Raw genomic sequence first — 24,949 nt, 5'->3', positions numbered from 1 at the left:
TATGCTGCCTGTAAGCCAGCCTTGGAGGTCCGGCCATGAAAAGGCCAAGCTGCCTGTTGGCAGCGTTATGCTGCGTGATCGCGGTGCCTGCCGGAGCGCAGAAGTTTTCCGCCCAGGAACAGCCGCGGCCGCAGCCGCAACAGTGGGAGACCCGGCAGTCGCCGCCGATGATCCAGCGGAACTATGTCAGCCCCGGTGCAAGCGGAAGCGTCGGCGGCTCGTCGAACTGGCAGCGTTATGACGGCTACGGCGGAACCCAGATCCAGCGCGGCTACGGCGAATCCCGTTCCGGAACGGTGATCATCGATCAGTCTGGCGGCGGCATTCGGCAAAGCACCGCGTACCCCAACGGCGCGGTATATCCACGAACGGGCCCGTAAGCCTTCAGTCGGTGCGGTCGCTTCGGGTCAGGCGGGATCTGCGCAATCCACCGTGGCTATAGAACAACCCGGTGTCGCCGCGCCAGTGGAAGAGGGTGGCGAGAAAGGCGGAACTGATACGACCGACATCCCAACTGCGCAACTTGCGGTATGCCCAGCGCCAACTGTCGGCATTCGATGAATCGCCCATGGAATCGTCCTTGATTCGGAAAGCGGAAGTGTCAGGGACATTAGTGCGCGAGCGGTGGCTCCGCAAGTCTCTGCTCCCGCGCACAGTGCGCGGGCGCGATCAATTGATTGCAGCTTCCTCGACGTACTCCTTGAGCCAGCGCAGTACCTCCACTGCATCCCAACGGCTGGGATCGAACATCGCATAGGCCTGCCCCTGGTAGCCAACCACGTCCAGCGGGCGGTGATAGCCGGCGCGCTGCATCAGCGCCTCAATCTCGGCGAAGCAGACATTGAAATGCGTACGGCTGAATGGCGTCTTGCCTTCGGTAACCAGCCCTTCGAGGAGCAGCTCATCGACGGCTTCGCGCACTTCTTCGGTGGCCATGTGATTCACGGTGTACTTCAGTTGGTGGATACTCACCATCGTTCTGCTCCTCAGATGGGATTCGTCCTCGGCGTCCTACAGTGCCTTTCGTCGCCATTGATCGAATCTTCTCAAAATACTGTATGTATGAACAGTGTTTCGTGATTACTATTGCTTCGCTGTCTGACCGAATCCATGAAGGCCCGCCAGACGCCTACACGGCGCCGGGCCTCGTCGACGAAGAGGAGCGTGAAGCGATGCTGGGGAAATTTATGGTGTGCGCGATGCTGGCGATGCTGGTGGGCTGTGCCGAGCCTCAGGCCGAGGTACCCAAGGCCAACGGCGCCTATCTGATCATCGAAGGAAACGAGGCTTGGGCGGTGCTGATCGCCGATGGCAAGCGCATCGAGGAGCGGGGCACGGTGCATGACGCAATCCGCCTGCCCAAGGCGCGTTCCAGCATTGCAGCCAGCTACGTTATCGATACGCCCAATTGCGGCCGTTTGCAGTGGCTGACCGAGGCGGAAGGCGACTCGATGGTGCGCCTGACATCGGGTGGCGACGACCAGGATATGTCGGCCTGCCGGATCAGCGATGGCCTCAGCCGAGCCTGGACAGCGCTGGATTATTCGAGCTGATCGTATACCGTTGAATGACGGAATTTGTTGCAATTGCTGACAGCTTTTTCACGTTTTTTTCACAAGATCGGAGGGAGTATGAATCCAGCTAAGGGATTAGCTCCCCAATGAAAAAGCCCGCATCGGAGCGGGCTTTTTTATGCCTCGAATTTGCCCGGACTCGCCTGAGTAGACGCTTGGGTCTATGGTGAAAGACTTGTCTGCGAGACCGTTCGGGGAGGAGGCATGCGAGCTCTGAGTGAAGCGATCTGGACGGCACTGGGTGGTGACGTGGATCGTCTGCAACATTTGGGCTTCCGTGGCGAAGGAAGCTTGCCATCGGCCTTCCGGGTGAGCGATCTGGCGGCGGCGAGTATCGCGTCGGCCGGGCTTGCGCTCAGCGAATGGCTTGAGTCCTCTGCAGCGCTCTCGCCACCCGTGGTGGTGGATCGACGCCTTGCATCCTTCTGGTTCTCTACCTCCCTGCGTGCGCAGGGATGGGCGCCCCCAGGAATGTGGGACACGATTGCCGGTGATTACCGAGCGAGCAATGGCTGGATTCGCCTGCATACCAATGCGCCGCATCATCGCGCGGCGGCATTGTCTATCCTGGGGGTGAGGGCCGAGCGGGACCTGGTTGCGGCTGCCGTCGCCGATTGGTCTGCCGATGCGCTGGAGCAGGCGGTGGTAGCAACTGGCGGGTGTGCTGCGCGCATGGTGTCGCAGGATGAATGGCTGCGGCACCCGCAAGGTATCGCCGTTGCGTCGGAGCCACTGGTATGGCGGGATGAGTTCCCCGGTGCGCCTTCGCCGAAGTGGCCGGTGCACCGCGAGCGGCCGCTGGCGGGTATTCGCGTGCTTGACCTGACGCGAGTACTGGCCGGCCCGGTCGCCACGCGTTTCCTGGCTGGCTTCGGTGCGGAAGTCCTGCGCATCGATCCTCCGGATTGGGACGAGCCCGGCGTGGTGCCGGAGGTAACCTTGGGCAAGCGCTGCGCGCGCCTGGATCTCAGGAGTCCCGATGACCGCGAGCGATTCCTGCTCTTGCTGGCATCCGCCGATGTACTGGTACATGGCTATCGCGCCGATGCGCTGGAGCGCCTGGGGTTTGGCTCAGACGTTCGCCGCGCGCTGGCGCCCGGCCTGGTCGATGTCAGCCTGAACGCTTACGGCTGGTCAGGCCCCTGGCAGGCGCGACGCGGCTTCGACAGCCTGGTGCAGATGAGCGTCGGCATTGCCGACGGCGGGCGGCACTGGCGCGGCGAAGATAAACCGATACCGTTGCCAGTGCAGGCGCTGGATCACGCCACCGGCTACCTGCTCGCCGCTGCAGCCTTGCGGGGGTTGGCGCTGCGTCGTCTGCGCGGCGCGGGAAGCCGCTGGCGTCTGTCGCTGGCGCGTACCGCGCGGTTGCTCGTGGATGCGGGCGGGCAAGCGCCCGACATGATCGATCTGGCGGCGGAGAGCACTGCCGATCTCGCGCCGGGCGTCGAGTCGACGCCCTGGGGCCCGGCGCGACGGCTGCAGCCGCCGCTCAGACTGGCCGGATCGCCGATGTACTGGGACCTGCCAGCGACGGAACTGGGCTCGTCACTGGCCTTGTGGTAGCAAGGCAGGTTCAGTCCCGCGCGACCTGGAACGCCTCGCCGGTGGCGAAGAATGCGCCGCCAGCCTGGTAGTGGATGGTGCGCAAGTCGTCGTTCGGGAAGTGCCAGCGGCCATTGGAGAAGGCGCGTTCGTCGGCATAGGCGGCCACGACTTCGGCGATGAAAAGGTCGTAGGACTGCTGGTTGTGAGGCTCCTCGACCACCCGGCACTCCAGATAGGCCACGCAGCCATCCACCACCGGCGCCTCGACATGGCGTGCGCGGGACGTGGCAATTCCGTAGCGCTCGAATTTGTCTGTTTCGCCGCCGTTGCACGAGCCGACCGCCAGGGTCAACTCCGCCTGCTGGCGCGATGGCAACTGGATGACGAAGGTGCCCGAACCTTCCACCAGATGGCGCGACCAGGTGTTGCGGTCGAGCACCAGCAGAAGCTTCGGCGGATCGAAGTCCAGCGGCATGACCCAGGCGGCGGCCATTACGTTCGCCACGCCGTCATGCTCGCAAGTAACTATGGTGCTTGGCCCGTGGTTGAGCAGCAGGTAGGCCTTGGCCAGCGGTACGTCTTTGAGGTGGTTCATCGAGGCTCCTTGCAGGTTCAGAGCAGCAGGCCATCGACCGGTTTCAGCGGTTCCGGCAATGGCGATTCACCGAGGATTTCCAGTACGGTGATCTCCATGCCGCGGCTCATGGCGTCCAGCGGCAAATCGTTGGGCTGGGTATCGAACGGGTCGGCGATCTGGTCACCCAGAGCGTCCAGACCGAAGAAGGTGTAGGCCAGCACGCATACCGCCAGCGGCGTGAACCAGCCAATGCTGTCGACCAGGCAGAACGGCAGCAGGAAGCAGTAGACATGGACGATGCGGTGCAGCATCAGAATGTAGGGGTAGGGGATCGGCGTGCCCTTGATACGCTCGCACCCGCCCAGCACGTAGGACAGCCGGGTCATCTGCTGGTCGATGCTGGACTGCAGGATGTCGCTCGCGCCGGCTTCTCGCGCCCGCTCGGCGAAGCGGCGGGCGAGCCTGGTCAGCAGCGCGTTCGGCGGATTGGGCGTGGATGCCAGGGCGGCGGCCTCGTCGGCGCCGACAAGTCGGCGCACATCCTCGCTCTGCGGCATGCCGCGCAACTGGTCGCGCAGGGCGTAGGGGAAGGCAATGAGCGAATCGCAGAGTTGGCGGCGTGCGTGCGGGTCCAGCGCCGGAAGTAGCGACTGTGTCTGTCGCGCCAGGTTGCGGGTGACGATCAGCAACTCACCCCACAGGGTGCGCGCCTCCCAGAAACGCTGGTAGGCGACGTTGTTGCGAAAGCCCAGGAAGATCGCCAGCGTCAGGCCCCAGAGAGTGAATGGCGTGGAGGTGATGACTACCTTGTAGTGGTAGAGCGTGCCGTGGGTGGCCACCACCAGCGAACTGAGCAGGACCGTATAGAGCACCTTGCGCCAGATGGCGGGGATGATCGACCCCTTGAGCGAGAACAGCAGGACCCAGAGTGTCGGGGTTTGCGGGCGAACGATCATGCGGGGGCTTCCGGTGGGGCGGAGCGCGCATGATAGCCGAGATGGACGGTCCCTGCCGTGGGCGTTCGACGGGGTGGCAGTGGATCCGCGGGGCGGATGCGCGATCCGCCCCTGTGGGTGTTCAGTCCTGCTGGTAGAGCTTCACGATGGCCGAGAAGTCCAGTTGTCCGTTGCCCTGATTGCTGAAGGTCTGGAACAGTTGCTGCGCCAGCGCACCGAGCAGTACCGGTTGGCGCACCTGGCGCGCGGCTTCGCTGGCCAGGCCAAGGTCCTTGAGCATCAGGTCGGTGCCGAAACCACCACTGTAGCCGCGTGCGGCGGGGGCGCCGGTGAGGGGGTTGTTCACCTCCGAGCTCCAGCAGCGGCCACTGGACGTGTTGATGATGCCGGCCAGCACTTCTGCATCCATGCCCAGCTTCACACCCAGCGACATGGCCTCCGCCACGCCGATCATCGAGATGCCCAGCAGCAGGTTGTTCGCCACCTTGGCCACTTGGCCATTGCCGGCGCCGCCACAGTGAACGATGTTCTTGCCCATCGCGGCCAGCACCGGGCGAGCACGGTCGAAATCGGCCTGCTCGCCACCAACCATGAAGGTCAGCGTGCCGGCTGCGGCGCCGGCGGTTCCGCCGGAAACCGGCGCGTCCAGCATCGGGTTGCCCTTGGCGTGGGCGACCGCCGAAACCTCTCGGGCGTTCAGCGGGTCGATGGTGGACGAGTCGATCAGCAGCACGCCGGGTTGCACGCTCGCCAGCAGGCCGTCGTCGCCGAGGTAGACCTGCTTCACGTGAGCCGCCGCCGGCAGCATGGTGATGATCGCTTCGACATCGTCGCGGGCGATTTCGGCGGGAGAGCCGACGGAGCGAGCGCCGAGGGCGGCCGCCGCCTCGACCGCCTTGGTGGAAAGGTCGAAGACGCTCAGGTCGAAGCCGGCCTTGAGCAGGTTGGCGGCCATTGGGCCACCCATGTTTCCGAGTCCGATGAAACCGATGCGCATGGGGTTGTCCTCTTCTTATTGTCCGCCTGAGTTCGGGGAAGGCCGGAAAGGGTGCCCGCCCGCGTGGCACCGCGTCCGGACTGCATCCATGCCAGGGTCCGGGGCGGCTTGGGGCGAACGGGCGGGCAGTTCTTACTTGAGGTTGATGGTGGTGTTCACGGCGCCGCCGACTTCGTTTTCGTCGAACCAGCGCTCGGTGACAGTCTTGGTCTGCGTATAGAACTGCACCACCTGTTTGCCGTACGGGCCGAGGTCGCCCAGCTTGGAGCCGCGCGAACCAGTGAAGGAGAACAGTGGCACCGGTACCGGAATCGGCACGTTGATCCCTACCTGGCCTACATCGATCTCTTCCTTGAAATGCCGCGCCGCGGCGCCGGAGCGGGTGAACAGCGCCGTACCGTTGCCATTGGGATTGGCGTTGATCAGCTCGATGGCTTCGTCGAAGGTCTTTACCGAGACGATGCAGAGCACCGGGCCGAAAATTTCCTCGCGGTAGATGGTCATGTCCGGGGTGACGCCGGAGAACACGGTCGGGCCGACGAAGTTACCCTTGTCGTAGCCGGGTACTTGCGGGTTGCGACCGTCCAGCTCCAGCGTGGCGCCTTCCTTGACGCCCCGTTCGATCAGGCCGCTGACGCGGTCCAGGGCGGCGCAGGAAACCAGCGGGCCGACATCGGTGCCGTTTTCGGTGCCGCCGCTGACCTTGAGCGTCCGCGCCTTGGCCACGAGGTCGGGAATCCAGCCGCTGGCTTCGCCCACCAGGACCGCCACCGATACCGCCATGCAGCGTTGTCCGGCAGCGCCGAAGGCCGCGCCGGCAAGTGCGTTGAGGGTCTGCTCCTTGTTGGCATCGGGCAGCACCACGGCGTGGTTCTTCGCGCCCATCATGCACTGCACGCGCTTGCCGGCCAGCGAGGCGCGGTTATAGACGTGGGTGCCCACGCGGGTCGAGCCGACGAACGAGACCGCCTTGATATCCGGGTGGTCGCAGATCGCATTCACCACATCCGGGCCGCCGTGGATCACGTTGAGCACGCCCGGCGGTACGCCCGCCTCATGGGCCAGTTCAACCAGGCGCATGGTAACCATCGGGTCCTGCTCGGACGGCTTGAGGACAAAGGTATTGCCGGTAGCGATGGCCATCGGGAACATCCACAGCGGGATCATCGCCGGGAAGTTGAAGGGGGTGATGCCGGCGCACACGCCGATGGGCTGCAGGATTGTGAAGGTATCGACACCGCCGGCCACGTTGTTGGCCAGCTCGCCCAGTTGCAGGTTGCCGATGCCCGCCGCGTGCTCGACCACTTCCAGGCCGCGGAACACGTCGCCTTCGGCGTCAGGCAGGGTCTTGCCCTGTTCGGCGGTGAGGATGGCCGCCAGTTCCTTCATGTTCTCCCGAATCAGTTGCTGGTACTTCAGGAAGATGCGTGCGCGGGCGCCGATGGGTGTTTTCTTCCAGCTCTTGAACGAAGCCTTGGCGCTGGCCACGGCTCGCTCGACTTCCTCGGGCGTCGCGAAGGGCACGCGGGCCAGGACTTCCTGGGTGGCGGGGTTGATCACATCGCGCCATTCGGTGGTGGTGGACTCGACGGGCTTGCCATCGAGAAACAGTTTGACGGTCGGGGCGGCAGTGGCGGTCATCGGGGGTCTCCCAGTCGGAGAGCGGGCTTACGCTCGACTGCGTACCGGCATCACTGGGGTGAAGCGACTCGGGAATACGATGGAGCGTTGCGCCCATGCCGCTTTCAACCCTGTTCTGCCCTGGCTCGCAGACCGTAAACAGGCTCTGTGGCTTTCTTGTTGTCCGGGTCGATCCTAGCAGTGCATTTTTGATGAACTCAATGCGGTGATGTGCAAGCATGGTCTGCAAATTTGCACACCAGGGAATACGCGAAGCAATCATGGACTGGGACAACCTGCGTTTCTTTCTCGAACTCTCCCGTGCCGGCAAGCTGACCGTCGCCGCCCGGCGCCTGGGGGTAGACCACACCACCGTCGCCCGCCGGTTGCAGGCGCTGGAAAAGAGCATCGGTGCGCAGTTGCTGGTACGCGAGCCGGGTGGCTACCGGCTGACCGAGGCGGGCCACGGTCTGCTGCCCCAGGCCGAGGCGATGGAAAGTGCCTGCAAGGTCATCGAGAAGCGCCTGGCTGGCGCGGAGGACAACCTCTCGGGCAAGGTGCGCATCGGTGCCACCGAGGGCTACGGCTCGACCTTGCTGACCTCGCAACTGGTAGAACTCAATCAGCGTCATCCACACCTGGGCCTGGACCTGCTGGCGGTGCCGCGCGCGCTGCAGTTGTCGCGTCATGAAGCGGACATCGTCATCACCCTGGAGAGGCCGGGTCGCGGCCCGTACCTCATCACCCGGCTGACCGACTATGTGCTGCGCCTGTACGCCGCCAAGGAATATCTGGCCGAGCGCGGGCCGATCCGTAATCGCGACGACCTGCGCGAGCACGCGCTGGTGGGGTACGTCGACGATCTGCTGTACAGCAAGGAGTTGCAATACCTCGACGAGATCGGCCGGCCGCTGCATATGGCGCTGCGCTGCACCAGCATCCTGGCCCAGCAGCGCGCGGTGGCGGAGGGGGCCGGGCTGGCGATCCTGCCGGCGTTCGCCGCCGCCGAAGACCCATCGCTGCAGCCGGTGCTGGCGGGTGAGATCGAGTTCGTGCGGACTTTCTGGATGTTGATGCCGACGGAGCTGAAGGACATCGCGCGGATGCGCACCACCTGGGACTTCCTGCGGGAGAAGGCGGAGGCTAGCCAGGATGTATTGATGGGCAGGAACGCATAGCGCGCATGAATCGACATGACTCATCCGGCAAAGCAGCTCTGCGGAAGCTGAGGCGTACGAGTGGGAGAGCCCGGGCGCTGGCCGCGTTACGCTGCATCGTCTGGAGGGGCGCCCGCTCGCCGGTCACTTGCAAGGCCCGCTCCTGCGGCGCCCGGCGCTTCGGGCATTCGCTGGAGCGGTTTTTTCGCAAAGACGGACGAAGTCCATCCCTTCTCGTTACGCCAGGCCGACGTAAAGGTTCTGCACGTCGTCGTTGCCATCCAGCGCGTCGAGGAAGGCCTCGACTTCCTCCAGCTCGGCACCGGACAGGCTGACCGGGTTCTTTGCCTTGTAGCCCAGCTTCGCCGAGGCCACGGTGAAACCGTGCTCCGGCAGGGCGCGGCAGACAGCGTCGAGGTCGGTGGAGTCGGTGAGGAACAGGGTGTCGCCATCTTCCTCGCCGGCTTCGAAGTCCTGGGCGCCCGCTTCGATGGCAGCCAGCTCCGGATCGGCATCCGCACTGGCCGGAGTGGCCTCGATCATGCCCAGGTAATCGAAGTCCCAGGCGACCGAGCCGGATGCGCCGAGCTGGCCCTTGCGGAACAGCACACGGATCTCCGCGACGGTACGGTTCACGTTGTCGGTCAGGCATTCGACGATCACCGGCACGCGGTGCGGGGCGAAACCTTCATAGACGACACGCTCGAAGCTCGCGCCGCCGTCCAGCAGGCCGGCGCCTTTCTTGATCGCGCGCTCCAGGGTGTCGCGAGGCATCGAGGCCTTTTTGGCCTGCTCGACGACCAGACGCAGCTTCGGGTTCATGTCGGGGTCGGCGCCAGCGCGCGCGGCGATCATGATTTCCTTCGACAGCTTGCCGAACACGCGGCCCTTGGCATTGGCTGCGGCTTCTTTATGTTTGGCTTTCCACTGGGCGCCCATAGTGATCTCTTGGCTGGCGGTTACTGATGGGCGGCAAGTCTACGGCCTCGGGCGGCGGCTGGCGATATCTGGCGGACCGCCGAGGCATCAGGCCGACGTTTCACCCTGCCGGCCAAGGAAGGCGTACAGGCGCTCATCCAGCGAGTGGGCGACGTTGAAACGCATCCACGGGACGCTGCGTCCATCGGGCATGAACAACTGACCGGGAAACAGCAGGATCTTCGCTTCCTTGGCCCGGCTGGCGAGCAGGGTGGCGTCGTCCACCGCGCGGTGGCGGGCCCAGAGGAACAGGCCGGCACGCGGTTCATGGAAAACCTCCATTCCGACGGCCTCGAGGCGTCGCGCCACACTGTCATGGGCTTCGCTCAACTGGTCGCGCAACTGGCGCACATGCTTGCGGTGACGTCCTTGCAGGAGGATGTCCAGGGCCAGGGTTTCGGTCAGTTCGGAGCTGGTCAGGCCGCTTACCATCTTCAGCGGCACCAGTTCCTCGATCAGTTCCGGATGTGCGGCGATAAAGCCGGTGCGCAGCGCCGGAGCGATGACCTTGGACAGGCTGCCGATATAGATCACCCGGGATAGCTGGTCGAGGTTGGCCAACAGCAGTTGCCCAGCGGGGTCGAGGTCGGCGTAGATGTCATTCTCGACGATCAGGAAATCGTATTTCTCAGCCAGTTGCAGCAGGCGGTGGCTGGCTGCCAGCGACAGGCTGCCGCCCGTTGGACTCTGCAACCGCGCCTGGGTGAAGTAAACCTTGGGCCGATGTTCGCGGGCCAGTTGCTCCAGGCGATCCAGGTCCAGCCCATCGGAGCTGCGCGGCACACCGAGCAACTGTGCGCCTTGCAGGCGCAGGTTGAGGAACAGGTTGTGGTAGCCCGGTTCGTCTACCAGCACAGGGTCGCCGCGTTGGACGAGATAGCGGCTGACCAGATCCAGCGCCTGGCTGGCGCCGCTGGTCAGCAGAACCTGTTCAGGGCTGGCGCTGACGCCCGCATCGGCCAGGCGGTCGGCGAGCTTGCCGCGCAGGCGGGGGTTGCCCTTGCTGTGGCCGTAGTTGCCAAACTGGCTCGGTTCTTCCCGCGCCAGGCTGCGCAGCCCACGCAGCAGGCCTTCGCCATCGAGCCAGTGCTCCGGCAACAGGCCGACGCCGGGGCGCAGTTCCATGCCCAGCGGCTGGAACACCTTGTGCAACAGCAGGTGCGCGTCGAAGTCGAACTCCGGCGGCGCTTGATCGCCGAGGCTGTCATCGAGTACCTGGCCGCGCACGAAGAACCCGGCGTTGGGTACGGCGTTCAGGCAACCGCGCGCCACCAGGCGGTCGTAGGCTTCGACGGCGGTGAAGTGGCTGACACCGTGGGTCTGCGCGAACTTGCGGATCGATGGCAGCTTGGCACCGGGGCGCAGGCGCTGTTCGTCGATGGCATGGGCGATGCCATCGACTATCTGGGTGACCAGGGGAATGTTCGAAGTGGGGTCGAGCAACAGCATCCGAAGGTCCGGCAACAGGAAAGTGGGAACTGTACTGGCCTTGCGACCATAACAGCATTGCAGGCAGTCCATCGCCACTGTGCATGGCGCGGGACGCGGCCCGCACGCAGTATCGGTCGCCAGGTGCGGTGTTCAGCCGCACGAGCCTGATTACAAGGAACTGCCATGCGCGACACAGCTTACAACATCGATCCTTCCCGTATTTCCGCTCAGGAGTGGCAGGCGCGTTGCGACCTGGCCGCGTTGTATCGGCTTATCGCGCATTTCCGCTGGACCGACCACATCGACACGCACATCTCCGCCCGCGTGCCGGGCGAGCCGGGCCACTACCTGATCAACCGCTATGGTGTGCTGTTCCACGAAATGCGTGCCTCCGATCTGGTGAAGGTCGACCATGCGGGTGATGTCATCGACCCGCGCTTCGGTCCCGACAGCGTCAACCGCGCCGGCTTCAACATCCACTCGGCCGTACATGCGGCACGCCCGGACGTTGCCTGCGTGATCCATACCCATACCGCCGCCGGCATCGCCGTGTCAGCCCAGGAAGACGGTCTTCTGCCGATCAGCCAGCACGCGCTGAAGTTCTACAACCGCCTTAGCTACCACGACTACGAAGGCATCGCCCTGGACCCGGACGAGCGCTCGCGCCTGGTCCGCGACCTGGGCACGAACATGGCAATGATCCTGCGTAACCACGGCCTGCTGGCCGCCGGCGGTTGCATCGCCGAAGCCTTCAACCAGATCTACTTCCTGGAGCGTGCCTGCCAGGCGCAGGTTCACGCCCTGGCTGGCGGTCGCCAACTGCGCTACCCGCCGCAAGCGGTATGCGAGCGGGTTGCCGTGCAGGAAGAGGAAGCGCTCGCCGGCGGCCTGCATCTGCTGGCCTGGGAGTCTGCGCTGCGCCTGATCGCCGAGGGCGAGGCCGACTACCGCAGCTGATCTTCCGTCATCGTGCTCCGGCCCGCAGAGGCCGGGCGCCTGCGTGCTTGAACAATCTGCCAACAACAAAGCCAAGAGGTGGAAATGAAGAACCCTATTCTGGGCGCGCTGCTCATGGGCATCGCATCCGGCGTCATGGCCGCCGACCTGACCGTGATCTCCTTCGGCGGCACCAGCAAGGATGTGCAGACCGAAGCTTTCTACAAACCCTTCGAAAAAATATCGGGTAACCGGGTAATCGCCGGCGAGTACAACGGAGAGATGGGCAAGATCAAGGCGATGGTCGATACCGGCAGCGTCAGTTGGGACGTGGTGCAGGTGGAGGGGCCGGAGTTGCTGCGTGGCTGCGAGGACGGCCTGTTCGAACCACTCGACAGCAGCCGCCTGGGCAAGGCCGAGAACTATGTGCCGGGCACGCTTTCCGATTGTGGCGCGGGCTTGCTGGTATGGTCGATGGCGATGGCCTACGACGCCAGGCGTCTGTCCAGCGCGCCGACTGGCTGGGCCGATTTCTGGGATACGCAGAAATTTCCCGGCAAGCGCTCGCTGCGCAAGGGCGCCAAGTACACGCTGGAGATCGCGTTGTTGGCCGACGGCGTGAACAAGCAAGACCTGTACAAGGTTCTGGCGACCCCGGAGGGCGTGGATCGCGCGTTTCGCAAGCTCGACCAGATCAAGTCGTCGATCCAGTGGTGGGAGTCCGGCGCGCAGCCCATGCAGTTCCTCGCCAGTGGCGATGTGGTGATGAGCACCGCCTACAACGGCCGAGTGTTCGCCGCGCAGGAGGAGGGTGCGCCGATGAAGGTTGTGTGGAGCGACAGTCTCTACGCCATCGACTCCTGGGCGATCCCCAGGGGTAGCCGCAACAAACAGGCTGCGGAAGACTTCATCGCTTTCTCGCTCAAGCCGGGGCAGCAGAAGATTCATACCGTGAAGCTAGGCTACGGCTCGGTCAACCTGGGCACCACCGAACTGCTCGACCCGGCGCTGGTGGAGCGCCTGAACACCGCGCCAGCGAACCTTCGGCAGGCCGTGCCGGTGGACTTCTCGTTCTGGGTCGACCACGGCGAAGACCTGGAACAGCGCTTCAATGCCTGGGCGGCGAAGAGCTGATCCTGCGCCACGGTGCGGGCGATTCCGCTCGTACCGGGCTTGATCGAGACTCGTGGACGAAGCCAGTTCCTCCTAGGTTAGGCCGGTACAAGCCAGACTCGCCGGGGTGCCGGAGTGGCAGGTTCGTGGGGGTGGGTGAGAGGCATTCACCGGTGTTGATGGGGTATCGCACCGGAAGGCGAGTCCGTACAGACGATTCCGCGTTGCGCCGGCACCGGGCTTCCCTGCGATACACCAGCCAGACCGGCGCGATCAGGCCTTGCGCCAGACGCTCGCCAGCCACGGCTGCTGCTCGCGGGGGAGCCCGGCGGGGCGGTAGTAGTGTTCCAGTGCCTCGAAGCCGGCGGTTTCCAGCAGTTGCTTCCAGTGCTCCCAGTCGTGGTATGCCCCATAGCGTGGGCCGTTCCAGCCTTCGGAGTTTTCGCCCCGTGGGTTGGAGGCGAACAGCACGCCTCCGGGCCTGAGTGCCAGGTGCAACTGCGCCAGCACCCGGGGCAGCTCCTGGCGTGGGATGTGGAACAGGCTGGCATTGGCATAAATGCCATCGAAGCGCGCCGTAGGCAGCTCCAGCGCCAGGAAGTCCTGTTGCAGTACCTCGCAGCCGCTGGCCTGGCGGGCCATCGCGACGAAGTTCGGGCAACCGTCCAGGCCGACCGGCTGGTGCCCCATCGATTTGAAGACGCAGAGGTCTCGCCCCGGACCGCAGCCGAAATCGAGCAACGCATGGGGCGGGGGCGTTTGAATATGCCGCAGCAGGGCGTCGATGTTCTGGCTCACGTCATGTTCCCAGGTGCCTTCGCGGAAGGCATCGGCGGTGGCCTGGTAGTGCTCCAGGGTCAGCCGGGAAATGTCGCGCAGGGTCTGGTCGTCGAGGCTCATGGTGGGTCCGCAGATCGATCCGGTCCCGCCATTCTACGACGCAGCGCCCCGATAGCAGGGCAAAAAAAAGCGGCGCAGCCCGGGTTGGGCTGGCCGCGCAGTCACACTCAACAGGAATCAGAACTGATCGGCGCGAAGCTCGAACAGACTATCGCTACCCGCACGGATTGCACTTGCCAGCGACTCGATGCGCGGCAGCAGGCGTGCGAAGTAGAAGCGGGCGGTAGCCAGTTTCCCGGCGTGGAAATCGTCGTCCTTGCCCAGGCTGGCCCGCGCCATGCGCGCCCACAGATAGGCATAGGCGGTGTAACCGAACAGATGCAGGTACTCCACCGATGCCGCTCCGATTTCCTGCGGACTGCTGGCGGCCTGTTCGCGAACCTGCGCGGTGACCGATTCGAGCAGATCGAGCGCATTCAGCAGCGGCTCGCGGAAGGGCTGCATGGCTGCGTCGTCGACGCTGGCGGCGAACGCGCGGATTTCGCCGGCGAACAGGCGCAGGGACGCGCCGCCGTTGGCGACTACCTTGCGCCCCAGCAGGTCCAGGGCCTGGATGCCATTGGTGCCTTCGTAGATCTGCGCGATGCGCACGTCGCGCACCAGTTGCTCCTGGCCCCATTCGCGGATGAAGCCGTGTCCGCCGAATACCTGCTGGCCATGCACGCAGCTTTCCAGGCCGGTATCGGTGAAGAATGCCTTGGCGATGGGCGTCAGCAACGCCACCAGAGCCTGCGCGGCATCACGCTCGGCCGGGTCGTCGGCGTACTTGGCGAGATCGAGCTGCTGGCCCACGTACGTGGAAAATGCCCGGCCGCCTTCGGTCAGAGCTTTGATGGTCAGCAGCATGCGGCGCACGTCGGGGTGCACGATGATCGGATCGGCCGGCTTGTCCTTCGCTTGCGGGCCGGTCGCTGAGCGGCTTTGCAGGCGCTCACGAGCGTAGCCCACGGCACTCTGGTAGGACATCTCGGCGCAGCCGATGCCCTGGATGCCGATGGACAGGCGCTCGTAGTTCATCATGGTGAACATCGCCGCCAGTCCCTTGTTCAGCTCGCCGACCAGCCAGCCGGTGGCGCCGTCGAAGTTCATCACGCAGGTGGCCGACGCCTTGATCCCCATCTTGTGCTCGACCGAACCGCAGGCCACGGCGTTGCGTGCGCCGAGCGATCCATCGGCAGCGACCAGGTACTTGGGCACCAGAAACAGCGAGATGCCGCGCGAGCCGGATGGTGCGTCGGGCAGCTTGGCCAGCACCAGGTGGATGATGTTGTCGGTGAGGTCCTGCTCGCCGCCGGTGATGAAGATCTTGGTGCCGGTGATGCGGTAGCTGCCATCGGCATGTGGCTCGGCGCGTGTGCGGATCAGCCCGAGGTCCGTGCCCGCGTGGGGTTCGGTCAGGCACATCGAACCGGCCCATTCCCCCGCATACATTTTCGGCAGGTAGGCGGACTTGAGCGCTTCGCTGGCGTGGGCGTCGAGCGCGAGGCAGGCGCCGGCGGAGAGGGTGGAGTAGAGGCTGAAGCTGGCATTGGCGCCGTACATCATTTCCTCGAACTGCACCGAGAGCATTTTCGGCATACCCATGCCGCCATATTCCGGGTTGCCTGCCAGGCCGACCCAGCCGCCTTCGGCGTAGGTCGCATAGGCTTCGCGGAAACCGGCTGGCGTGCGCACTTCGCCGTCGCTGAAGTGAACGCCTTCTTCGTCGCCGCTGCGGTTGAGCGGGGCAAGCAGGCTGCCGGTGATCTTCGCCGCTTCTTCCAGGATGGCGTCGGCGGTCTCGGCGTCGATGCGCTCGGCCAGCGCCGGCAGCCGCGCCCACAGGGCGGGAGCGTCGAACACTTCGGTGAGCAGGAAGCGCATGTCGCGCAGGGGAGCGTTGTATTCAGGCATGTGGAACTCCGGCGCTCTCCCTCGCGAGAGAGCGCCTGGCAAGGGGCGGTAGGGCGTTAGAGGGCGTTGGCCCACTCGCGCAGGACGAACTTCTGGATCTTCCCGGTTGAGGTCTTGGGCAGGTCGGTGAACACTACCGTGCGCGGCACCTTGAAGCCGGCCAGGTGTTCGCGGCAGAAGCCGATGATGTCCTGTGCCTCTACGGCGGCATGCTCGCCCTTGAGGGTGACGAAGGCGCAGGGCGTTTCACCCCAGCGTTCGTCGGCGCGTGCCACCACGGCGGCTTCCAGTACGGCAGGATGGCGGTACAGCACGCCCTCCACCTCGATGGTCGAGATGTTCTCGCCGCCGGAAATGATGATGTCCTTCAGGCGGTCACGAATTTCCATGTAGCCGTCCGGATGCCATACGGCCAGGTCGCCGGTGTGGAACCAGCCGCCGGCGAAGGCTTCTTCGGTCGCCGTGGGGTTCTTCAGGTAGCCCTTCATCACGGTGTTGCCGCGCATGAATATCTCGCCGACGGTCAGGCCGTCGCGCGGTACCGGTTCGAGGGTCTTCGGATCGGCCACCATCACGCCTTCCAGCGTCGGGTAGCGCACTCCCTGGCGCGACTTGATGCGCGCACGGTCGTCCAGCGACAGCTCGTTCCATTCATCGTGCCAGGCGCAGACTGTCACCGGCCCGTACACCTCGGTCAGGCCATAGACGTGGGTGACATGGATGCCCATTTCTTCCACCGCGCCGATCACCTTGGCCGGTGGCGCCGCGCCGGCGACCATCGCGTGTACCGGGTGGTCGATGGCGGCCTTGGCCGACTCGGGCATGTTGATCAGCGCGTTGAGCACAATGGGGGCGCCGCACATGTGTGTGACCCGCTGCTCGCGGATCAGCGTGAGGATTTTCTGCGGGTCGACCCGACGCAGACAGACATGGGTGCCGGCCAGCGCGGTGACGATCCACGGGTAGCACCAGCCGTTGCAATGGAACATCGGCAGCGTCCACAGGTACACAGGGTGCTGGCCCATCGACCAGACCATCTGGTTGCCCAGCGAGTTCAGGTAGGCGCCACGGTGGTGGTAGACCACGCCCTTGGGGTTGCCGGTAGTGCCGGAGGTATAGTTGAGCGCGATCGCGTCCCACTCGTCCTGCGGCCACTGCCAGTCGTATTCCGGATCGCCTTCGGCGAGCAGCGCCTCATAGTCCAGGTCGCTGACGGCGTTGCCTTCGCCGTACTCGGGGTCGTCGACATCCACCACCAGCAACTGGCGGCCAAGCATGCCCAGGGCGGCATGGATCACATCCGAGAACTCGCGGTCGGTGATCAGCGCCTTCGCTTCGCCATGCTGGAGCATGAATGCGATAGCTTCGGCGTCCAGGCGCACGTTGAGGGTATTGAGCACTGCGCCGATCATCGGCACGCCGAAGTGAGCTTCGACCATCTGCGGAGTATTGGGCAGCATCACCGCAACCGTGTCGCCACGGCCGATGCCGCGGGCGGCGAGGGCGGAAGCCAGGCGGCGGCAGCGCTGATAGGTTTCTTTCCAGGTACGGCGGAGGTTGCCGTGGATGATGGCGGTACGCTCGGGATAGACGTGGGCGGTGCGTTCGATGAAGCTCAACGGCGACAGCGCCATGTGGTTGACGGCTGCGCGCGGCAGACCCTGTTCGAAGATCGACATGAGGACACCCTGTGGCTGATTGTTAGCTCATTGTTCTGGTCTGACCCGTGAATCGCTCGGCAGCAGGCGGGTCGTGACCGGTGCGGCAGGTTGTCCGCCCGGTCGTTGGGCCGTTTTATAGCAATGTCGTACCGGATATGGAAGTACAACCTAAGACGTATGGTATAAATACTATATTCAACAAAAAGACCGTCGAGCCTTTGCCCATGTCTCTCCTGAATACCCTGGTGCGCCTGGTGCGCGAGCAGGCGCCCGTTGCGGTGCAGGCGGACGCCTTGCAGCGGCTGTGCCTCGAACGCGAAGGCGTGGAACGCGCGCTGTATGTCGGCTGGCAGCCGCGCAGCCACAGCTATGAAGCGCTGGCCGGAGTCTCGCGCCTGCCGCCGGGAAGCGGCGATCCTCTTCAGGCCAACGACCAGGCCCTGATGGAGCGTCTGCGGGGGCTGACCGTGCTGCCGCTCGCCGAGCTGATGGGGGTCTCCTGCTGGCTCGGCGGGCGCTTGCGGCGCGCGGGCTGGAGCGAGGGGCTGGCGCTGGTCCTGCCGCTGGGCGCTGGTGGCCACGGCCTGTTGCTGGTCGAATGCCACAATCGCGATGCGGATATCTGGCTGGGCTGGGTCGGCGAGCTGCTTGGGGAGGTCTTCGCCCTTGCTCATCGGGCGAAGCGCACCGCGCCGCTGCTGAGTGCCGATCCCGAGCCAGCGCTAATGCTGAACGAGGCAGGCGTGCTGGACGACTGCAATCACGCACTGCGCCAATTGCTCGCCGAGTTCCCTGCCGCGCAGGCCAGCGACCTGCTGCCCAGCAACCACGCGCAACTGGTGCGTACTTGCCTGGAGCAGGCGCGTTCGGTACGCGAAGTGACCGGGGAACGGGAAGGGCGGCAGTTCCTCTGGAGCTTCATTCCCGATCCGTCCGAACGGCAGGTGCTGGTGCGCGGCCGCGAAATTACCGCGCAGTTGCGCGAACAGCGAGAAGCCGCCAGGGCGAGCCGCCTGTATCGGCAGATCATCGAGAACACCACCGACCTGATTTCCCGGCGCACCCTCGATGGTCTCCTGCTGGATGTTTCCCCCGCATCCTGGACGCTACTCGGCTACTGGCCGGAGGAGCTGCGCGGCAAGGAGCTGGCGCCGATGCTTCATCAGCAGGACCGCCAGCGTGTCGCCGAGCGGACCCGCGACGCTCTGATACAAGATGGCTACGCGACCCTGACCTACCGCCTGCGCCATCGTGACGGCCACTACCTGTGGTTCGAAACAGCCAGCCGTGCGATCCGCGAGACTTATACCGGCAGTGTCATGGAGGTGGTCAGCGTGTCCCGCGATATCACTGCGCGGGTCGAGGCCGAGGAAAACCTGCGACGAGTCGCCGAGGTGGTGGAGGCGAATACCGATCTGGTGCTGTTCGTCGATCCGGCCGGCCGCGTCACCTATCTCAATCCCTCGGCGCGGTGCGCTCTTGGTCTGGGCGAGGAAGCGCTGCCGGAGTCCCTAGCCGGGGTGCTCGACGATGGCCTGCTGGCATCCCTGCAGCGTGATGGCTGGGACATCGCCCGGCGCGATGGTGTGTGGAGCGCGGACGGTCGGCTGCGGGCCGGCGAAGGGCGGCGACCACTGCCGGTTTCCCTGGTATTGCTGGCCCATCGTGGCGTCGGCGGAGAGCGCTACTACTCGCTGGTGGCCCGCGACATGACCGAGCACGAACTGCGTGAGAACCAGCAGCGCCGGCACCAGGACGAACTGGCCCATACCGCGCGCCTGGTCACCCTGGGCGAACTGGCCTCGGGTATCGCCCACGAGATGAACCAGCCGCTGGCCGCCGTGATGAACTACGCCAGCGCCAGCCTGCGCTACCTGCAATCTCTCGACACCCAGCCGGATGCCGCGCAGCGTGTGGAGCGCGGGCTGCAGCAGATCGTCGAACATACCTCCCGTGCCTCGGAAGTCATCCGCCGCCTGCGGGCCTTCCTGCGCAAGGGCCAGCGGCGCATGCAGGCGCTGGATCTCAATGAACTGGTGCGCACCTCGCAAGGCCTGTGCGCCTGGGAAGCGGCGAGCGGCAAGGTAGCCATCGTCGAGGCGTTGACGGAGAATCTGCCGCCGATCTATGCCGACCGGGTGTTGCTGGAGCAGGTGCTCCTGAACCTTCTGCGCAACGCCATCGAGGCCAACCGCGAGCGCCATGCCGGCGAGCCTTCGCGCATCCTCATCGGTAGCCGCCTGGAGGATGACGGGCAGCTTTGCGTGTGGGTCGAGGACGAAGGGCCGGGTGCCAGTGGCGATGCGCTGCAACAGATGTTCACGCCGTTCTTCACCAGCAAGCCGGATGGCCTGGGGTTGGGACTTTCGATGAGCCGCGGCATTGTCGAGGGGTTCGGCGGAACGCTGGATGCCCGCGCGGCGGACACCGGCGGCCTGTGCCTGGAGTGCCGGCTGCCGGCGGGGGGCAAAGGGTAATGACGGAGACTGCGATGGAACGGGCGTTGGTGTACGTGGTGGACGATGATCAGGGCATGCTCGATTCGACGCTCTGGCTGCTGGAGTCGGTCGGGCTGAAGGCACTGCCGTTCACCAGTGGCCGCGAATTCCTCGATGCCTGTCCGGCGGACGGCCATGCCTGCGTGCTGCTCGACGTGCGCATGCCGGGCCTGGGCGGATTGGCCGTGCAGGAAGAGATGCGCCGGCGCGGCATCGAGCTGCCGGTGATCTTCGTCAGCGGCCATGCGGACGTGCCGATCGTGATTCGCGCGTTCAAGGCCGGCGCGGTGGATTTCATCGAGAAGCCCTACAACGAACAATTGCTGCTCGACAGTGTGCAGCAGGCGCTCAGCTCCCGCGAGCGCCAGCATGCCTCGCGCGCCAGCCTCGGCGAGCTGAAGGAGCGCCTGGACGCACTCACGCCACGGGAGCGCGACGTGTTCCTGCCGCTGGTGCGCGGCTACACCAACCGGGAAGTCGCCGAACAACTGGACATCAGCGTGAAGACCGTCGACCTGTACCGCGCCCGGGTAATGAAGCGCATGCAGGCCGGTACGCTGTCCGACCTGGTCGGTATGGCCATTGCCGCCGGGCTGGTCGATCCGCTGCAATTGCGCCCGGAGCAGATGCCCGCGGCCGCGCCCTGAAGCATCCCGGTTGCGTGCCACCGGCTGATCCAGGGCAAGGAGTCCGATATGCACTACCGAGTCATTCATTCGCACCGCAGCGAGTTTCCCCAGCCGATCACCTTCGCCAGGGGCGCGCCGCTGGCTGTCGGCGAGCGCTACACGGGCGCCGAGGCATGGGACGACTGGTACTTCTGCACCACGCCAGGGCAGGCGGGCGGCTGGGTGCCGTCGCAGGTCTTCAGGCTGACCGGAGACGGCGTCGGCGAGGCCCTGGAGGACTACACTGCCCGCGAGCTGGACGTGGACATTGGCGAGCGCCTGCTCGGCACCCGCCAGTTCGGCGGCTGGGTATGGTGCAGCCGGGTGGAAGGCGAGGAGTCCGGATGGGTTCCCCTGGAGTGCCTGCGGGCTGATGCCTGATCAGGCTACCCGTCCCAGCCTGATGGTCAGCGGCCAGCTCACTGCCTGGGTTTCCGCTTGGCCCCAGGCAGCGTGGAGTTCGTCGCGCATTGCCAGCACCGGGTCTTTGCCGGTGGCCTGGCGGTAGCTGGCCACAGCCGACCAGCTGTACAGGTAATCCACCAGCCGCTGGAAACCCCACTGCGCTTCGAGGGCGAACGGCGGCGTGGCGACCGTCTCGAACGGGAATGGCAGCGTGGCGTAGCCGGTCTCGACGTGCTTGCGCTCCGCTGCCCAGTAAGGTCCGACGATGTCGTGGTAGAGGCGGCGGATCAGCGTGTCCAGCGCCGGTTCGATGTTCAGCAGGTTGTAGGAGATCACCGCCAGCAGCGCGCCGGGGCGCGAAACGCGTCGGACCTCGGCATAGAAGCGCTCGACATCGAACCAGTGCAGTGCCTGGGCGACCAGGGTGAGATCGACGCTAGCGGTCGCGATGGATGTGGTTTCCGCCGGCTCGCAGCGATAGTCGATATTCGATTCACGCGGCGCGTGTGCCAGTTGACTGGCATTGATATCGGTGGCCACCACCTGGCGGAAATGCCGCGCCAGGTCGGTGCTGGCCTGCCCGGAGCCGCAGCCGCAATCCCATGCCAGGCCAGCGTCTGGCGTAGCCTGGGCGAGCCAGGCGAAGAGCGCCGGGTCGTAGGTCGGACGGCCGGCGCGGTAGGCGTCGGACTGGGCGGTGAACAGCGAGCGGGTATCGGTCATGGCTGGCCTCGTCACGGCAGGAGGGGTTGTATCTTGGGCTGTCCGCCGTGGCTTGCGCCAGTCAACTCAAGTCTTGTAGCGGCGCCCGGCATGCTGCCTGAGCCAGGCCATCAACCCGCGTTGCGGTACCGTGGCGGGCTGCTCCACCAGCAATGCGGCGCTGGCCTTCTGGCGAAAGTCGAGCAGGTGGCTCATGGCTTCGGCGATTTCCTGGCGAGCTTCCAGGCAGGGCGCAAGTACCGTCTTGTCGAGTCGATAGACCGCGCCATCGCTGAGCGCGGTGAACTGCGCCTGCCACGCCGAACCACTGAGCACGCCGGCTTCGCCGATCACCTCGCCGGGGCCCATGCGGCCGGCTTCGATGGTCTGGCCGGCGTGTGGCAGCGTCACGCTGACCACGCCGGTATCGATGATCAGCAACTGGTCGCTGACATCGCCGGCCGCCAGCAACACCTCGCCCGACCTGAATGGCCGGCGCTGCATGGTTGCCGCCAGCTCGTCGCGCTCGTTGTCGGTGAGCGCGTCGAACAGGCCGGAGCGCACCAGTAGTGCGCGGGCGCGGGAGGCGTGTTCGCGTGCCGGCAGGTCGGCATCGCTGAGCAGTTCGATGCCGGCGGCTTGCAGATGGCGAAAGGCCAGGTCGTAGAGCTGGTTGCGCGCCTCGCGCTTCTCGCCCATCGCGGCGACGAAGCCACTGAGCTCGTACTCCACGCCATTGGGACCGGCCTGGCGCACGCTCACCGTCGGCGCCGGGCTGCCCAGCAACGGACGGCAGCCGCCGAGGGCTCGCTCCAGCGCCTCGATGACTTTGCGCGGGCGTACCCGCGGGCTGACGGTCAGACTCAGGCTGAGCCCGTAGAGATTGGCCGGGCGGCTGAGATTGAGCACCTTGGCCTTGGCCGCCAGTGAGTTGGGCACCACTGCCAGCGTGCCCTGGGCGGTTTGCAGGTAGGTGGAGCGCCAGTCGATCTCCACCACCTTGCCTTCGATGCCGTCGATGGAGACCCAGTCTTCCAACTGGTAGGGCTTGGTGGTGTTGAGCACGATGCCGGAGAACACGTCGCTCAGGGTGCTCTGCAACGCCAGACCGAGGACGATGGCGACGACTCCGGAAGTGGCCAGCAGCCCCTTCACCGGCAGCTCCAGTACGTAGCCGGCGGAGGCGATGATGGCGACCAGGAAGATCAGCGCGCCGACCACATCCTGCAGGAGCCGGCCAGCGTGTCCGACGCGCTGCACCAGGAGGAAGCCCAGCACCACGGTCAGGCAGCGCGCGGCGAACAGCCACCAGGCGATCTGCACCGCGGTGGCGATCATGTGGCTGGGAAGGTCATCCGGCCAGGGCGCGGCTCGCAGAGGATTCATCCCGGCATTGAACAGCAGCAGGCTGAACAGCAGGAAGCAGGTGACGCGTGCCGCCAGCCGCCAGTGTGGATGGCCGATGCCGATGAGCCGCCAGAGCAGCAGGTCCACCAGCAGCAGGGCGGGCGCGAAGTACAGCGGGTGCTGGATGAGCAGGGCGGGCATCGTGCCTCTCCTTGGAGCGATGCAAAAAAGATGGCACACAAATGCCGCCCTGGCAGCTCGCTCAGCTCGCGTTCGGCTTGTGCCGGAGTTCCGCCCAGTCGTGGGTCCCGATCTCGCCGGCAATGTGCGGCGCGCGGGCCTCGTTGTCGAACAGCACCAGCGTTTCGCCGTACTCGGGTGTCTCGCCCTCATCCTGGTGGAGATTCTGCAACAGACGGTCGAAGCACTCGCTGTGAGTCACCAGCACCAGGTTGCGGTGTTCGGCCTTGTGTTGGCGGATGTGGCTCAGCATGTCGTCGTCCTTGCACGAGTACAGCCAGTCCTGACGGGTGACAGTGTGGTCGAACATCAGGTCGGCGGTCTGTGCGGTGCGGGTCAGCGGGCTGCTGTAGATGTCGGTGGATGTCAGCCCGTAGCCGGCGATGGTATCGCCCAGCACCCGGGCGATTTCCCCGGCGCGCGCGGTAATGCCATCGGCCGCGCCCAGGCACGGAGCGTTGGAGCGGTCGCAGCGCTCCATGTGGCGGACCAGCAGGATCACCTTGCCCTGTGTCCAGCGCTGCTGAAAGGCGGATGGGTTAGGGGGGGCCTGCGATTCGGGCTGGACGAAGCGCCAGGCGATCAGCGTCAGTGCGGTGCATAGCAGGAGCATCGCCAGGGTCGGGCGTCTGGCGAGGTGGGGCAGGGAAGGCATGTCAGTCACATCGATTCCGCGGAGCAGGTTCCGGGCGCGGGGGCGTCCGGGGTGGAGGCATGCTGCATCACGCTAATGACAAACACGCGAACGATTGATGACCGATGGCGGGGGAAGTTCCCTCGTCCGGGTGTCAGCGGTCGGACTCCACCACGCTCACCGTCGCGGTGGTGCCGGCGCGCAGTCGGTCACGCCCGGCGTAGCCCGGATCGATGCCGATGCGTACCGGAATGCGCTGGGCCAGCTTCACCCAGGTGTAGGTCGGGTTGATATTGGCCAGCAGTCGGCTGCCGGGCAGGTTCTCGCGGTCGGTGATGGCGAAGGCGATGCTCTCGACGGTGCCGTCGAAACGCTCCCCGCTCATCAGCTCTACACGCACCCGGTCACCCTCGTGAATGCGTGGCAGCTTGGTTTCCTCGAAGTAGCCACTGACGTGGAACGAGTCGCTGTCCACTACTGCGACCAGCGCGCTGCCGGCGATGGCGTAGTCGCCGGCGCGGGTCAGCAGGTTGGTCACGTAGCCGTTCACCGGCGCCAGCACGCGGGTGCGCTCCAGGTCCAGGTGAGCCTGGCGCAGTGCCGTATCGGCGAGGTTGACGTTGGCCTGGGCCAGCCCCAGGTTGGCCTGCTCGCGCAGCAACTGCGCCTCGGCCACGGTGACATCGGTGTGGGCCTTCTCCCATTCCTCGTTGGAGATCGCCGAGCGTGCCTTGAGCTCCCGCCGGCGGGTTTCCTCGCTCTGCCGCTGGCGCAGCAACGCCTGGTTGGCGGCGATGGCGGCCTGCGACTGGCCCAGGGCGGCCTGCGCCACTTCCACCGCGCGCTCGGCGTGCAACACGGCCAGTTCGTAGCGGGCGGGGTCGATCTGCAACAGCAGGTCGCCCTTGCTGACATGCTGGTTGTCGCGCACCCGCAGGTCGATGATGCGTCCGGAAACGTCTGCCGACAGCGTGACCACGTCTGCCCGCACCCGAGCATCCCGCGTCCACGGCGCGCGGGTGTAATAGATCCAGGCGTAGCTGCCGAGAATCAGGGCGAGAGCGACCACCGCGAGGGTGATCAGTGGCGGCATGGCTTTACGCAAGTCGGGCAT

General features: G+C 65.4%; 24 protein-coding genes. 9 read left to right on the top strand and 15 right to left on the bottom strand.

Features of this window, described 5'->3' with window-relative positions; genetic code table 11:
• Positions 1–35 precede the first annotated feature (35 nt).
• Positions 36–380: a hypothetical protein gene (locus OU419_RS15875; protein ID WP_254473868.1), complete on the top strand. Its 345-nt coding sequence runs from the start codon at positions 36–38 to the stop codon at positions 378–380.
• A gap of 4 nt (positions 381–384) precedes the next feature.
• Here OU419_RS15875 and OU419_RS15870 read toward each other — a convergent pair whose 3' ends face one another.
• Together OU419_RS15870 and OU419_RS15865 are read right to left on the bottom strand one after the other, a co-directional pair.
• Positions 385–570, bottom strand: a complete 186-nt coding sequence (locus OU419_RS15870) for a hypothetical protein (protein WP_254473870.1) — start codon at positions 568–570, stop codon at positions 385–387.
• A gap of 99 nt (positions 571–669) precedes the next feature.
• Positions 670–975: a transcriptional regulator gene (locus OU419_RS15865; RefSeq protein WP_254473872.1), complete on the bottom strand. Its 306-nt coding sequence runs from the start codon at positions 973–975 to the stop codon at positions 670–672.
• A 41-nt stretch (positions 976–1,016) separates the two neighbouring features.
• Between OU419_RS15865 and OU419_RS15860 the strand changes: the two genes are divergently transcribed.
• Together OU419_RS15860 and OU419_RS15855 are read left to right on the top strand one after the other, a co-directional pair.
• The gene (locus tag OU419_RS15860; protein WP_254473874.1) at positions 1,017–1,553 is read left to right on the top strand and encodes a hypothetical protein; all 537 of its coding nucleotides are present in this window, start codon (positions 1,017–1,019) and stop codon (positions 1,551–1,553) included.
• Between the two features lie 225 nt (positions 1,554–1,778).
• Positions 1,779–3,140, top strand: a complete 1,362-nt coding sequence (locus OU419_RS15855; protein WP_254473876.1) for a CoA transferase — start codon at positions 1,779–1,781, stop codon at positions 3,138–3,140.
• A gap of 10 nt (positions 3,141–3,150) precedes the next feature.
• Here the strand turns inward: OU419_RS15855 and OU419_RS15850 are convergent, their stop codons facing one another.
• The 4 genes from OU419_RS15850 to OU419_RS15835 all read right to left on the bottom strand — a co-directional run bounded on the left by OU419_RS15850 (position 3,151) and on the right by OU419_RS15835 (position 7,293).
• Positions 3,151–3,717, bottom strand: coding sequence for a flavin reductase family protein (locus OU419_RS15850; RefSeq protein ID WP_254473878.1), 567 nt, complete (start codon positions 3,715–3,717; stop codon positions 3,151–3,153).
• A gap of 17 nt (positions 3,718–3,734) precedes the next feature.
• A complete protein-coding gene (locus OU419_RS15845) occupies positions 3,735–4,655 on the bottom strand; it encodes a bestrophin family protein (RefSeq protein ID WP_254473880.1) in 921 nt (306 codons plus the stop codon).
• A 121-nt stretch (positions 4,656–4,776) separates the two neighbouring features.
• Positions 4,777–5,652: a 3-hydroxyisobutyrate dehydrogenase gene (mmsB, locus tag OU419_RS15840; RefSeq protein WP_254473882.1), complete on the bottom strand. Its 876-nt coding sequence runs from the start codon at positions 5,650–5,652 to the stop codon at positions 4,777–4,779.
• 132 nt (positions 5,653–5,784) lie between these two features.
• On the bottom strand, positions 5,785–7,293 hold the full coding sequence (locus OU419_RS15835; protein WP_254473883.1) for a CoA-acylating methylmalonate-semialdehyde dehydrogenase: 1,509 nt from the start codon (positions 7,291–7,293) through the stop codon (positions 5,785–5,787).
• Positions 7,294–7,553: 260 nt separating this feature from the next.
• On the opposite strand from OU419_RS15835, the gene OU419_RS15830 reads away from it, so the two are divergent.
• Positions 7,554–8,450 carry a LysR family transcriptional regulator gene (locus OU419_RS15830; RefSeq protein ID WP_254473884.1) on the top strand — a complete coding sequence of 299 codons (897 nt, stop codon included), beginning with the start codon at positions 7,554–7,556 and terminating at the stop codon, positions 8,448–8,450.
• A 216-nt stretch (positions 8,451–8,666) separates the two neighbouring features.
• Here OU419_RS15830 and OU419_RS15825 read toward each other — a convergent pair whose 3' ends face one another.
• On the bottom strand, positions 8,667–9,368 hold the full coding sequence (locus tag OU419_RS15825) for a YebC/PmpR family DNA-binding transcriptional regulator (RefSeq protein ID WP_254473885.1): 702 nt from the start codon (positions 9,366–9,368) through the stop codon (positions 8,667–8,669).
• A gap of 87 nt (positions 9,369–9,455) precedes the next feature.
• Entirely contained in the window at positions 9,456–10,856 is a 1,401-nt protein-coding gene (locus tag OU419_RS15820) for an aminotransferase-like domain-containing protein (RefSeq protein ID WP_254473886.1), read from the bottom strand.
• A gap of 165 nt (positions 10,857–11,021) precedes the next feature.
• Here OU419_RS15820 and OU419_RS15815 point away from each other — a divergent pair, with 165 nt between their 5' ends.
• Both OU419_RS15815 and OU419_RS15810 read left to right on the top strand, forming a co-directional pair.
• Positions 11,022–11,795, top strand: coding sequence for a class II aldolase/adducin family protein (locus OU419_RS15815; RefSeq protein ID WP_254473887.1), 774 nt, complete (start codon positions 11,022–11,024; stop codon positions 11,793–11,795).
• An 84-nt stretch (positions 11,796–11,879) separates the two neighbouring features.
• Positions 11,880–12,908 carry an ABC transporter substrate-binding protein gene (locus tag OU419_RS15810; RefSeq protein ID WP_254473888.1) on the top strand — a complete coding sequence of 343 codons (1,029 nt, stop codon included), beginning with the start codon at positions 11,880–11,882 and terminating at the stop codon, positions 12,906–12,908.
• A gap of 252 nt (positions 12,909–13,160) precedes the next feature.
• On the opposite strand, the gene OU419_RS15805 is transcribed toward OU419_RS15810, so the two are convergent.
• The 3 genes from OU419_RS15805 to OU419_RS15795 form a co-directional block, all read right to left on the bottom strand.
• Positions 13,161–13,787 (bottom strand): class I SAM-dependent DNA methyltransferase, encoded by a 627-nt coding sequence (locus OU419_RS15805; RefSeq protein ID WP_254473889.1) that lies wholly within the window; start codon positions 13,785–13,787, stop codon positions 13,161–13,163.
• 117 nt (positions 13,788–13,904) lie between these two features.
• Positions 13,905–15,680 (bottom strand): acyl-CoA dehydrogenase C-terminal domain-containing protein, encoded by a 1,776-nt coding sequence (locus OU419_RS15800; RefSeq protein ID WP_254473891.1) that lies wholly within the window; start codon positions 15,678–15,680, stop codon positions 13,905–13,907.
• A 56-nt stretch (positions 15,681–15,736) separates the two neighbouring features.
• On the bottom strand, positions 15,737–17,359 hold the full coding sequence (locus tag OU419_RS15795; protein WP_254473892.1) for an acyl-CoA synthetase: 1,623 nt from the start codon (positions 17,357–17,359) through the stop codon (positions 15,737–15,739).
• Between the two features lie 206 nt (positions 17,360–17,565).
• Here OU419_RS15795 and OU419_RS15790 point away from each other — a divergent pair, with 206 nt between their 5' ends.
• The 3 genes from OU419_RS15790 to OU419_RS15780 are packed head-to-tail and all read left to right on the top strand — an operon-like array spanning position 17,566 to position 20,888.
• Positions 17,566–19,818 carry a PAS domain S-box protein gene (locus tag OU419_RS15790; RefSeq protein ID WP_254473894.1) on the top strand — a complete coding sequence of 751 codons (2,253 nt, stop codon included), beginning with the start codon at positions 17,566–17,568 and terminating at the stop codon, positions 19,816–19,818.
• A 14-nt stretch (positions 19,819–19,832) separates the two neighbouring features.
• On the top strand, positions 19,833–20,486 hold the full coding sequence (locus OU419_RS15785) for a response regulator transcription factor (RefSeq protein ID WP_408004899.1): 654 nt from the start codon (positions 19,833–19,835) through the stop codon (positions 20,484–20,486).
• A 48-nt stretch (positions 20,487–20,534) separates the two neighbouring features.
• Positions 20,535–20,888 (top strand): SH3 domain-containing protein, encoded by a 354-nt coding sequence (locus OU419_RS15780; protein ID WP_254473899.1) that lies wholly within the window; start codon positions 20,535–20,537, stop codon positions 20,886–20,888.
• Here the strand turns inward: OU419_RS15780 and OU419_RS15775 are convergent, their stop codons facing one another.
• The 4 genes from OU419_RS15775 to OU419_RS15760 all read right to left on the bottom strand — a co-directional run bounded on the left by OU419_RS15775 (position 20,889) and on the right by OU419_RS15760 (position 24,949).
• Positions 20,889–21,635, bottom strand: coding sequence for a class I SAM-dependent methyltransferase (locus OU419_RS15775; protein ID WP_254473901.1), 747 nt, complete (start codon positions 21,633–21,635; stop codon positions 20,889–20,891).
• Between the two features lie 66 nt (positions 21,636–21,701).
• The gene (locus OU419_RS15770) at positions 21,702–23,162 is read right to left on the bottom strand and encodes a mechanosensitive ion channel domain-containing protein (RefSeq protein ID WP_254473903.1); all 1,461 of its coding nucleotides are present in this window, start codon (positions 23,160–23,162) and stop codon (positions 21,702–21,704) included.
• Between the two features lie 61 nt (positions 23,163–23,223).
• A complete protein-coding gene (pmrG, locus tag OU419_RS15765) occupies positions 23,224–23,856 on the bottom strand; it encodes a lipopolysaccharide core heptose(II)-phosphate phosphatase PmrG (protein WP_254473905.1) in 633 nt (210 codons plus the stop codon).
• Between the two features lie 133 nt (positions 23,857–23,989).
• Entirely contained in the window at positions 23,990–24,949 is a 960-nt protein-coding gene (locus OU419_RS15760) for an HlyD family efflux transporter periplasmic adaptor subunit (RefSeq protein ID WP_408004898.1), read from the bottom strand.

This window comes from Pseudomonas triclosanedens (genome assembly GCF_026686735.1).
GTDB lineage: Bacteria > Pseudomonadota > Gammaproteobacteria > Pseudomonadales > Pseudomonadaceae > Pseudomonas > Pseudomonas triclosanedens.
Note: the sequence above shows the minus strand (reverse complement) of the source record. Positions and strands in the feature narration are given on the sequence as shown.